Origin of the sequence: Marinobacter sp. Hex_13 (assembly GCF_001566815.1) — a bacterium.
Lineage (GTDB): Bacteria > Pseudomonadota > Gammaproteobacteria > Pseudomonadales > Oleiphilaceae > Marinobacter > Marinobacter salarius.
Map to the genome: position 1 here is coordinate 1 of NZ_LSMM01000017.1, position 10,348 is coordinate 10,348.

Sequence of the window (10,348 nt, forward strand, 5' to 3'; positions counted from 1 at the left end):
TTCGTGACATCCTGAACACCCTTGAACTGGATGCAGAAGGCCTGCTTGAAGCGGCCCGGTCATCAGACGTTACTGAACAGTACGACCGTCATACCGACGAAGCGATTGGCGATGGGATTCTCGGAGCTCCGGCCTATGTGTTGGATGGCGAACAGTTCTGGGGCCAGGATCGAGTTGAACTATTGTCCGAAACCATGGCTTCAAAAGCCTAATTGCGCGACCGCCTATTACCATCCTCTGGCGGGCCGGAGCCAATAACGACGTTCCGCGCCAGAGGTATCCAACGACGATCGCGACAAAATTTCCGAACGTCGGGATTGGGTCGATCGGCCCCTCAGCGACGCTGGGGGGGTACCCAGACTTTTTTAATTAATTCCATTCTGATAAGCAATATTCCGCGCGCGCTGAGCCTGTCGTCGATCCGCTAGCCCGACCACCAGAATTCCCAGACCAACCAAGCAGAACCCGAAAATATCCGAGCCGCTCGGCTGTTCATTCAGAACAACGGCAGATGAGAGCAGCCCAACCGCTGGAACCGCGGCGGAACTCAGCGACATGGTCACTGCGGGTAAAGACCGGATGGCACCGACCTGAGCTGCAACGCAAAGGCCCGATGCAATGGCGCCGCTGAAGAAGATGTTCACCAGAAAAGCTGGCTCCCATCGGATGGTAGCAAGGTCTTCCACGAAAAGGGCCAAGGGTACCAATAGCAGCAATGACGAAAGCAGTTGCCAGGGTATCAGCGACAGCACATCCCCGCGCCACTGATGCCGACGGACATGAATCAGTCCTGCCGTCCAGACAATCGTCGCCAGAACGATCAATCCGCCCCCGGTCACCATCCCTTCAGCGTGCCAGTCGACGGTCAGTGGATTAAATATAGCCAGCAGTCCAGCGAGTCCAAATCCGGCACCCAATGCCCTGAACAAGGTTAAGCGCTCGCCGAGGAACAAGGCGGCTGCCGGCACCACCCAGATTGGTGAAGTATAGGCCAGAATCGCCGCCCGACCGGCGGGCATATACTGCATGCCAAAGGTCACCAAGGTGATAAACCCCATGTTCTGAAGAATGCCCACGGAGAAAACCACCGGTATGTCCGCCCGGTGCGGCATCCGGAGAATGCCCATCATTCGCGCAATCAAGAACATGGTGAGGGTCCCGAGGACCATCCTCAAGGTCGTGTACAACAGCGGCGGGCTGTAGGCCAGGCCTATCTTCATGATGGGGAAATTAATCCCCCAGGCCAGTGCGGTAAAGGCCACCAGCAGGTACCCGTTGCGCCAAGCATAGCCGGCACCCGATGCAGGCATTACCGAAGTAGACCGCGACATGGTCAGTGCTCGACCTTCAATGCACTCTCATGCCAGTTACGCAGTGCCCGGTCGGACATCCAGACCATCAGTGCGAACAACAGGATTCCCGTTACGGTGATCAGAATCAGCGCCGCAAACATTTTGGGAATCTGCAGATTGTAGCCGGATTGCAGGATCATGTAGGCCAGGCCGGCCTTGGCTCCCCCGGTACCAGCAACGAACTCGGCCACCACCGCACCGATCAAAGCCAGCCCGGAACTGATGCGCAAGCCTCCGAAGAAGTAAGGCAGGGCGCTCGGAACACGTAAACGCACCAATTCCTGCCAGCGGCTGGTGCGATACATCCGGAACATGCTCAACAGGTTCGGATCGACACTTCGCAGCCCCAGTGTGGTGTTGGAGATAATCGGGAAAATAGCTACGATCACCGCACAGATGGTCAGAGCCCACGTGGTGTCGTTTACCCAGATGATGATCAATGGCGCAATGGCCACAATCGGTGTTACCTGCATCAGCACCGCATAGGGGAACAGACTGATCTCAATCCACTTGCTCTGCACGAACAGCAACGAGGCCGCCACTCCCAGAACCACCGAAATAGCAAAGGCCAGGAAGGTTACCTTGAGGGTCATCATCAAGGCATTAAACAGCGAATTGAAATCAGACACCAGCGACTGCCCGATATCCACGGGGCTGGGCACAATGTATTTCGGTACTTCAAACGCCACCACCGTCAATTGCCACATCAGAAGCACCAAGACTCCCACAAGCAAAGGGGCAGCGACCTGAACAAAGCGCTCGTTCTGGATCAATGGTGTTTTCATGAATCACTCCCCTCTTTGCTTTCTCCCATGGCACTGGCTCGCTCAAGAGCCATCGACACCTGCCGACAATATCCGGCAAATTCGGTGGATACCCGGAAATCAGGGGAACGGGGATAGGGTTCTTTGATTTCGATGTCATCCACGATCCGTCCGGGGCGAGCCGCCATGACAACCACCCGACTGGACAGATAGACCGCCTCGTAAACACTGTGAGTCACGAAGACAATGGTCCAGCCCTTTTCTCGCCAGAGCTTCAGAACATCGTCATTCAGCTTGTTGCGGGTCATCTCGTCGAGGGCTCCGAAAGGTTCATCCATCAACAACAGGTTAGGTTCGGTTACCATGGCCCGGGCGATGGACGCTCGCATTTGCATGCCGCCGGAAAGCTCTCTCGGGAAGCTCTCATCAAACCCCGTCAGGCCCACCATATCGAGGGCGTCATCAATCTTTTTCTCGACTTCCGGTGCATTACCAGCGTGGTCCAGATCCAGCGGGAGACGAATATTTTTACGTACCCGAGCCCAGGGCATCAGCGTGGCATTCTGAAACACGAAGGCCAGCTTCCGGCCCTTGCTGCCAACCACTCCGTAATCCTGCTCCCACCATTTGACCGTACCGGTGGTCACTTCACCCAGGCCCGCCATAATCCGGAGTAAGGTACTCTTGCCGCACCCGGAAGGCCCCAGGAGGCTGACGAACTCCCCCTGTTTTATAGTCAGATCGGCTCCTTTCAGAGCGACCGTGCCATTGCTGTAGATTTTGTTAACCCCGTCCACCTGCAGGACCGGTCTGCCCGGGGCGAGCGCCTCTGGCGCTGGAGCCATAACATTCGGCTCCCGGGCCGGATTCAGGGGTGTTACTTTGTCCGCTGTCATAATGATATCTCCAGGGCCGATCAATGGCGTCACCGACCGGCATCAGGATAGGGTTCGATGCTTACGGCAGCACCGGCTCTTCGGGCAGAAATTCCAGGGTGAAAACCTTGCTGAGATCAAGATCTGCCGACGCAAGGCCTGCGCCAACCATGAAATCCTTGATCTTCGTCCAACGTTCTTCGGTCATCACTCCAATTCCCTGGGTTCCCGCGTCGCCGCCAGTCACCAGTTCGTAGTCCTTGATCTTTTCGATGCCATAGGCAATTTGCTCAGGCGTCATCTCAGGGTTTTCCTGCATGATGAGCTTGTTCCCGGGCTCCGGGTTCTCCAGGTAGCTTTGCCAGCCTTCCATGCTTGCCTGCACAAACCGTTTGACCACGTCTGGCCGCTCTTCAATCATGTCGGTTGTGGTTTCGATGGTGGTGGCGTACGGAGGGTAACCGTAGTCCGACAACAGGAAGACGTTCGGCTCAATTCCCCCTTTCTGGATTGCAAAAGGCTCCGACGAGAGGTAGCCCTGCTGAACAATGCTTTCATCGGTCAGAAATGGCGCAACACTGAAGGTATAGGCGTGCACAACATCGTCTTCGAACCCGTACTCTGCCTTCAGCCATGGCCAAAAGGTGGAATGGGCATGGGTTGCCAGATAAATGGGCAGGCCCTCTTCCTTGATCTGCTCAATGGATTCAACGTGGGGATGCGCAACCAATGACTGAGGATCTCCCTGCATGGAGGCAGCCACGGTCATAACGGGCAAGCCCTTCTCGACCGCGTTAATGTTGCCAATGGGATAGCCCATGAGCAGGTCATAGCGCCCAGTTACCAACAACTGGGTTCCGTTTACCTGCGGGCCACCCATTCTGATTTCTACATCCAGCCCGTGCCCCTCGTAAAGGCCTGTTGCCAGTGCTTGATAAAAGCCACCATGCTCAGCTTGGGCATACCAGTTGGTTCCAAATACGACCTTATCCAACTCGTCCGCATTTACCGGCGAAAAAGCGACCAGGCCGGCCATCATGATCGAACCACCCAGAACGGTGCTTAGCTTCATCTTCATGGATACTCTCCTAGACCAGGCGGTTTACGCCTCTTTTAATTGACCAATTGCTCAGGTTTTATAAGGCAACCTTCATGCCATATAAGAAATAAGTTTTTATTATTTAATATCATTAGCTTAAAAAATATAGAACACAGAAAAACGCACCAGTTTTAAACAAACTCTGGCCAACTGCTCTACTTTTGAACAAGCCAAAAAAAACCGCCCGAAGGCGGCAAAAGGACTACACAACGTCACGCTTACACCATTCCCTCGACCTAGGTGGCGTATGCCGCAAGTTCAACCGACGATGGCTCGAGTGTTACCCAGCCTGACAGTCTCGCCACCCTTGCCCCCAATGCACGGGCAATGGCAAGTTCGTTCTCGTCAACTCCCCTGTTTCCATCGAATCCAGTAACCGTTGTCGCCCCATAGGGCGAACCTCCTTTTTCGGTCCGCACCAACTCCGGAACACTGTGGGGAACACCGGCCAACACCATCCCATGCTGCATGAAGGGCAATAAAAGAGAGAGCAACGTCATCTCGTTTCCAGAATGCATACCTCCCGTGGAGGTAAACGCAGCCCCCACTTTGCCGATCAAGGCACCTTGCCGCCAAAGAGGTGCCACTTCATCGATAAACGCCCTAAGCGGTGTACTCATCAACCCATATCGGGTGGGAGACCCCCAGACAATTCCTTTTGCCCAGTCAAGATCATCGGCAGTGGCTCTGGGTAGCGCACGGAATTCTGCCTGGGCCGCAATAAAATCAGCCCGTTCCGAGTCCACACTGAATTCGGGCTCATCTATGGCCACTCGGCAAAGACGAACTTCCGCACCTTCCGACAATGCGCCTGACGCCACTGCTCGGGCGAGCGCCAGTGTGCTGCCGTATCGGGAATCAACAACCACGGTGACACGGCTTGCTGTCATGACGCCCTCCTTCATTGTCCGTGCTTCTGCCAAAATACTTCATGCACTTTTGCTGCATCGTCCTCCAGGACCGGCCCGATCACCTCGACTTCGCGCTGTCCGGAATCAAACACCTGCCGGCAGGGCAGATCGAGCGTCGGATTTTCGGGATGGTTGCCGGTAATGTTCTTCAGCCGGTGTTCACTGAGCCCGTAGACTATTCTCCCCAAACCGGCCCAGTAGGCCGAACCGGCACACATGCAACAAGGCTCTGCGGATACGTACATGGTGCAACCGGCCAGAAAGTCTGGACGCCAGGCCTTGCTGGCCCGAGTCATCAGAACGCGCTCGGCATGACCTGTCATATCACGGTCCGGGAGGTAAGCGTTGCCCTGCTCCATCAAGACAGAGCCTTCACTGTCGACCAACAAGGCGGCAAACGGATGTACTCCGTCTTCCGCCAGCCCGTTTGCCATGGCGATGACCTTTTGCATCATTGCCAGATCGGTATTGTTCAATCTTTCCTGTTCAGACAATTCGTTAACCTCTTATGACATGCTTAGCCCTGTTTTTTGGGCAGGCTCCATGGGAAAAAGATCTGCTGCGCCCAGTGCACCGACTTGAACAGCAACAGGCTGACCACTGCCAGAAAGAACAGCCCCGCGAAGGCCTGCGGAATCCGGAAAAACGACGTCGAGAACTGAATGAAGTAACCCAGTCCCTCTTCGGCGGCAACAAATTCCGCCACCACGGCGCCGATAATGGCCAGAGTGATGGCCACGCGCAGGCCGCTGAAAATATGCGGAATGGCGTAAGGAATCCGGATCTGCCAGGTTTCCCTACGCAGCGGGGCATCCAGCGAACGACTCAATTCAACCAGTTCATCGGGGGTTTCGTTGATCCCGGTCGCAGTCGAAACCACCAGCGGGAAGAACGTCAGCAGGCAGGTAATCAATACCCGTGATGGGTCATCGGACCCCATCAATACGATGATCAGTGGCGCAACCGCCACCACCGGGGTGGATTGAACCACCACCAGTAACGGAAAGAGAGTGCGCGACAGCAGCTCCGATCGCATCATGGCGATGGCAATGGGAATCGCCACCAGGATGGACGCCGCGAACCCCATCAAAGCCACCCGCAGGGTCGCCCACAGATGGGTAAACCAGCGGCTCATCTCCACATTGAAAAAAGCCTCGACGATGGCCGAGGGGGCTGGCAATACATAGGCCGGCAAAGAGAACCCCTGACAAACCAGTTCCCATAGCAGAACCAGCGCCACAAAGAACAACCAGGGCGCCGCCGTCAACAGGGAGCGGCCGGCCCTATTCTCAAGCTTCAGGCTCATAGATATGCTTCCTCAGTCGCTCAGTTAACTGGCCGAATCTGGGTTCGGATATGGTTTGGGTCGTGCGTGGCCTAGGCAGGTCCACATCCACCATCTCCAACACGGTACCGGGGCGCTTGCTCATCACCAGCACCCGGTCTGCCAGCAGCACGGCTTCGGCGATGGAATGGGTAATGAATAGCACGGTCTTGGGGTTTTCCTGCCAGATTTTCAGAAGATCGAACCCGATCTGCTCCCGAGTCATTGCATCGAGTGCCGAGAAAGGTTCATCCATCAACAGAATATCCGGGTTCAGCAACAGCGCCCGAACGATTCCGACCCGTTGCTGCATGCCGCCAGAGAGCTCATTCGGCATCTTGTTGGCAAAACTTTCCAGGCCCGCCATGGCCAGCAAGGCGTCCGCACGCTTTTCATCGTCACGACCGTAACGGCCGAACTTGTGCTTGAGCGGGAAAAGCACGTTCTTTCGGACAGTCAGCCAAGGCAACAGCGTTGGTTTCTGAAACACGATACCAACGTCGTCCCGGGGTCCGGAGACCTGCTTTCCAAATACCGAGACCTGTCCCTCTGTTGGGGTCAACAGCCCGGCAATCATCCGCAGCAAGGTGGATTTTCCGCAGCCGGAAGGTCCCACCACCGCCACGAACTCGTGACGGCGGATGTCCAGTTCAATACCGGTGACCGCGGGCGGGATTGCCGGGTTGGGATCGTAACGGTGCCCGACTCCGGAGAGCCGCACAAACGGACGATTAGTGGCGGGCTCAGTCATGCTTACAGCGCCTCAAAAAGGGTCCGGTCGATGATGATTTCCGGGTCCAGTGCATCACCGGCCAGTTTCTCGGCTTGCGCCACCCAGCTCCAGGTCAGCGCCACACGTTCCTCAGTGAGGGCTCCCAGGCCATCCCGGTCGCTGACGTCGTTCATAACCAACTTCATGGTGTCGCCAATCTGGCCGGTTGCTACATCGACATCCACTTCCGGCACCATGCTGTTCAGAGCTTCGGCTGCCTTGCGCGGATTCTCGCTGGTGAACTTGAGAGACTTGTCAAAAGCCCGCAAGAAGCGCTTGGCCACGTCCGGACGCTCACTCAGGAAGGCCTCGCTGGCCACCACGGATGCCGAGTAAAGTTCCAGTCCGGCATCGGACCATGGCAGTACCACCAGCTCGTTACCGGTGGCTTTGGCCTGATCTGCAAACAGGGCGATATTCGTGACCCAGGCAATGATGGCGTCGGTTCCACCGTTCATCAGCATCGGCCCCAGGGCACCTGGGTCAGCCTTGGTCAAACTCACCGCATCCTCAGCCATGCCGTTCTCTTTTAGCACCAGCGGCAGGAACGCATTGGAGGATGTGAACGGTGATGTAGCGACTTTCTTGCCCTCGATATCCGTCATCTCGCTGATGTCGGCCTTCTGCAAGGTAAAGAACGCATGAGGTGCCTGGTTGAAGATGCTATAGACGGCTGTCACCGGCAGACTATTGTCCTGGACCTTGGCTGCCATCAGCGCCCCGATGTCTGCGCTGCCGATGTCGGCTTGTCCGGTGGCAATCTTGGTAATCGCGTCGGTCGAACCCCGGCCACTGGCGATTTTGACTTCCAGGCCTTCGGCTTCAAAGAATCCCTCCTGTACACCTACATACACCGGTGACTTATCCCCCCCTGGCAGCCAATCCAGTTGGTAAACCACTTTGTCGGCCGCCAATGCTGCCTGAGCCATCAACCCGCCAGCCAGTGAGGCAGCGATCAGAATCGAGCGTTTGAAACCTTTGTGCATGAGTATTCTCCTTCGGGTTTAATCTTTCCGAGCTTTATTGATCATTCGGTCAGGTTTTAAAACTGAACTGCAAAGGACAGGCCAGAATATGTCTGTTACCGCACAATTCGTTGGAAACCTCACCTTTACCGCTGAAAACACTCCAGTTTCCGGGCCTGTGTTGCGTGTGGAAGGCCAGCCCACACATCTCTACATGTAAGCCCAAACAAGCGCTGGACCGCGTTTTATGGCGCGCGAATCTGGTGCATTAAATGGGGAGCCGCCCTGATATGAAGCCTTTACGAAATCCGCTGCAACGCCACTGAACCCTCGAAAACCGTGGTATTTCCGGCCATCCGCCCGACCAACGATATTTCTTGATTGGCACGCTTTGTGAATTACTGACCACATGGACAGTTTTAGAATCGTAAACCGGAGTTAAAGCATGAGCAGCACGAATGAAACAGGCGGTTCATTACCCATCATTGACCTGTCGTTACTCTCGGGAACCGAGCAACAAAGGCAGGCGCTGACGAGCTCGCTGACCGAAGCCTGTCTGCATACGGGGTTCTTCTATATCCGCGAACATGGCATCCCCCCAGAGCTGATCGATCAGGTATTCAGGGAGTCACAGGCTCTGTTCAACCTGCCAAAAGAACACAAACAGGCGATCCACAAGGCTCACTCCCGAGCGAACCGAGGCTATGAATCAATGAGGGGGCAGACTTTGGAGACCGGCGCGCCCCCAGACTTGAAAGAAGGGTTCTACATAGGCGAAGAGCTGGACGAAACCGACCCCCGCGTACAGGCCGGCCGATTCAACCAGGGTGGAAACCAATGGCCAGAAACACTGCCCGGCTTCCGCAACACCATGACCTCATACTTCAACGCCATGAACCAGCTCAGCACCCGCATAATGGAGGCTCTGGCCCTAACCCTGGATCTGAAACCGGACTTTTTTACGGACTTCTGCCACCAACCATTATCCACCCTGAGATTGCTGCACTACCCACCTCAACCCGCCCAGCCGGCTCCCGGGGAAAAAGGGTGCGGAGCCCACACAGATTTTGGCGGCATCACCGTCTTGCTGTTAGACGACAAGCCGGGGCTTCAGGTGTGGGATGTCCGTTGTGAGCAGTGGATCGAAGCAAAACCCATCCCCGGCACTTTTGTGGTCAACCTTGGCGACATGATCGCCCGCTGGACCAACGACTGTTACCGCTCAACCCTGCACAGGGTCGTCAATACGTCGGGCGCCGAACGCTACTCGGTGCCGTTTTTCTTCAGCGGCAACCCCGACCACACCGTCACCTGCCTGCCTACCTGCCTTTCCGAGGGTGAGCAACCTCACTACCCGTCCACAACGGTTGAAGCCCACCTGATGGAGATGTACCGGAGAACCTATGCCTGAACAAATGACGACCGCCGTTCTGATCCATGGCGCCTGGGCCGGCGGCTGGGTATGGGAAACCATCACCCCTTATCTCAAAGAGCAGGGCTTCAACGTTATGGCACCGGATCTCCCGGGGTGCGGAAGCCGCCTGGGCAACCCGGCCGACGCCTCTCTCAGCCAATGCGTCGACGACCTGGAAAAGATGCTTCAGAAGGTCGAAGGCCCACTGCTACTGGTGGGGCATTCCGGGGGCGGTGCCGTTGCAACCCAACTGGCAGAAGCCATTCCTGAACGAGTCATTGGCGTTGCCTACCTGGCGGGCATGATGCTGCCTTCCGGTACGGGTTTTGGCCAAATCGTCAGCGACATGCGGGAACAGTACCCCGAAGCCTCCGGCATTGGCCCGTTTCTGACCTGGGAAGACAACGGGCAGGTTTCCCGCGTACCGGCAGATGCCATACGTCAGATTTTCCTGCAAGACGTCAGTGAGTCCATTGCCGAGCAGGCAATTCCCCGCTTCAATCCACAGGCCGAGGGCAGCCGGATGCTGGTGCCTCACTGGACTGACGCCCGTTTTGGAAAGCTGCCAAGGCTGTACATCGAGGCGAGGCAAGACCGCTCTGTGATCTTGCCGGTGCAACGGCGAATGCAGCAGCTGGTCCCGGGCGCATCGATCGTTTCTCTGGATACCGGTCACGTTCCCCAGGTCGCAGCACCTGGTTGTGTTGCCCTTGCCCTGGCGGAATTTGTAGCCAGCCAGATGTAAAAAAGGACGGCCTTTCGGGCCGTCCCAGATTGCTGACAAACCCTCGCCATTTTGGCGGGGGTTTGCTGTAATTGGGGTATCGACTTTTCAGAGGCTGCCCCATGCTCAAAGAGCCGTCCCCGCAACA

The 10,348-nt window shown here is 56.3% G+C and carries 12 protein-coding genes; 3 read left to right on the top strand and 9 right to left on the bottom strand.

Annotated features, from left to right (window positions below):
* Window positions 1–212 (top strand): DsbA family protein (locus AXW11_RS04080; protein ID WP_286791902.1); only part of this gene is annotated, 212 nt, incomplete at its 5' end.
* Window positions 213–365: 153 nt separating this feature from the next.
* Here AXW11_RS04080 and AXW11_RS04085 read toward each other — a convergent pair.
* From AXW11_RS04085 to AXW11_RS04125, 9 genes are all read right to left on the bottom strand, one after another.
* Window positions 366–1,331, bottom strand: coding sequence for a DMT family transporter (locus tag AXW11_RS04085; RefSeq protein ID WP_082040495.1), 966 nt, complete (start codon window positions 1,329–1,331; stop codon window positions 366–368).
* Between the two features lie 2 nt (window positions 1,332–1,333).
* Window positions 1,334–2,137, bottom strand: coding sequence for an ABC transporter permease (locus AXW11_RS04090; RefSeq protein WP_041332598.1), 804 nt, complete (start codon window positions 2,135–2,137; stop codon window positions 1,334–1,336).
* The gene (locus AXW11_RS04095) at window positions 2,134–3,012 is read right to left on the bottom strand and encodes an ABC transporter ATP-binding protein (protein WP_213479983.1); all 879 of its coding nucleotides are present in this window, start codon (window positions 3,010–3,012) and stop codon (window positions 2,134–2,136) included. The genes AXW11_RS04090 and AXW11_RS04095 overlap by 4 nt, the downstream gene beginning before the upstream one ends.
* A 61-nt stretch (window positions 3,013–3,073) precedes the next feature.
* Entirely contained in the window at window positions 3,074–4,069 is a 996-nt protein-coding gene (locus AXW11_RS04100; RefSeq protein WP_041332596.1) for an ABC transporter substrate-binding protein, read from the bottom strand.
* Window positions 4,070–4,326: 257 nt separating this feature from the next.
* Entirely contained in the window at window positions 4,327–4,980 is a 654-nt protein-coding gene (gene wrbA / locus AXW11_RS04105) for an NAD(P)H:quinone oxidoreductase (RefSeq protein WP_091642187.1), read from the bottom strand.
* Between the two features lie 11 nt (window positions 4,981–4,991).
* On the bottom strand, window positions 4,992–5,456 hold the full coding sequence (locus tag AXW11_RS04110; protein ID WP_213479986.1) for a nucleoside deaminase: 465 nt from the start codon (window positions 5,454–5,456) through the stop codon (window positions 4,992–4,994).
* 62 nt (window positions 5,457–5,518) lie between these two features.
* Window positions 5,519–6,307, bottom strand: coding sequence for an ABC transporter permease (locus AXW11_RS04115; RefSeq protein ID WP_041332594.1), 789 nt, complete (start codon window positions 6,305–6,307; stop codon window positions 5,519–5,521).
* Window positions 6,291–7,076: an ABC transporter ATP-binding protein gene (locus AXW11_RS04120; protein ID WP_091642182.1), complete on the bottom strand. Its 786-nt coding sequence runs from the start codon at window positions 7,074–7,076 to the stop codon at window positions 6,291–6,293. The genes AXW11_RS04115 and AXW11_RS04120 overlap by 17 nt, the downstream gene beginning before the upstream one ends.
* A 2-nt stretch (window positions 7,077–7,078) precedes the next feature.
* Complete coding sequence (locus AXW11_RS04125) at window positions 7,079–8,083, bottom strand: ABC transporter substrate-binding protein (RefSeq protein ID WP_041332593.1); 1,005 nt, start codon at window positions 8,081–8,083, stop codon at window positions 7,079–7,081.
* Window positions 8,084–8,507: 424 nt separating this feature from the next.
* Here AXW11_RS04125 and AXW11_RS04130 point away from each other — a divergent pair, with 424 nt between their 5' ends.
* A complete protein-coding gene (locus AXW11_RS04130; RefSeq protein ID WP_041332592.1) occupies window positions 8,508–9,473 on the top strand; it encodes an isopenicillin N synthase family dioxygenase in 966 nt (321 codons plus the stop codon).
* Window positions 9,466–10,221: an alpha/beta fold hydrolase gene (locus AXW11_RS04135; RefSeq protein WP_213479984.1), complete on the top strand. Its 756-nt coding sequence runs from the start codon at window positions 9,466–9,468 to the stop codon at window positions 10,219–10,221. Before AXW11_RS04130 ends, AXW11_RS04135 begins: the two co-directional genes overlap by 8 nt.
* The last annotated feature ends 127 nt before the right edge of the window (window positions 10,222–10,348 follow it).

What these genes read in the sequence shown, in the direction of transcription:
- AXW11_RS04085 (WP_082040495.1), bottom strand. Translation starts at nt 1,331, where the DNA reads ATGTCGCGGTCTACTTCGGTAATGCCTGCATCGGGTGCCGGCTATGCT.
- AXW11_RS04090 (WP_041332598.1), bottom strand. Translation starts at nt 2,137, where the DNA reads ATGAAAACACCATTGATCCAGAACGAGCGCTTTGTTCAGGTCGCTGCC.
- AXW11_RS04095 (WP_213479983.1), bottom strand. Translation starts at nt 3,012, where the DNA reads ATGACAGCGGACAAAGTAACACCCCTGAATCCGGCCCGGGAGCCGAAT.
- AXW11_RS04100 (WP_041332596.1), bottom strand. Translation starts at nt 4,069, where the DNA reads ATGAAGATGAAGCTAAGCACCGTTCTGGGTGGTTCGATCATGATGGCC.
- wrbA (WP_091642187.1), bottom strand. Translation starts at nt 4,980, where the DNA reads ATGACAGCAAGCCGTGTCACCGTGGTTGTTGATTCCCGATACGGCAGC.
- AXW11_RS04110 (WP_213479986.1), bottom strand. Translation starts at nt 5,456, where the DNA reads ATGATGCAAAAGGTCATCGCCATGGCAAACGGGCTGGCGGAAGACGGA.
- AXW11_RS04115 (WP_041332594.1), bottom strand. Translation starts at nt 6,307, where the DNA reads ATGAGCCTGAAGCTTGAGAATAGGGCCGGCCGCTCCCTGTTGACGGCG.
- AXW11_RS04120 (WP_091642182.1), bottom strand. Translation starts at nt 7,076, where the DNA reads ATGACTGAGCCCGCCACTAATCGTCCGTTTGTGCGGCTCTCCGGAGTC.
- AXW11_RS04125 (WP_041332593.1), bottom strand. Translation starts at nt 8,083, where the DNA reads ATGCACAAAGGTTTCAAACGCTCGATTCTGATCGCTGCCTCACTGGCT.
- AXW11_RS04130 (WP_041332592.1), top strand. Translation starts at nt 8,508, where the DNA reads ATGAGCAGCACGAATGAAACAGGCGGTTCATTACCCATCATTGACCTG.
- AXW11_RS04135 (WP_213479984.1), top strand. Translation starts at nt 9,466, where the DNA reads ATGCCTGAACAAATGACGACCGCCGTTCTGATCCATGGCGCCTGGGCC.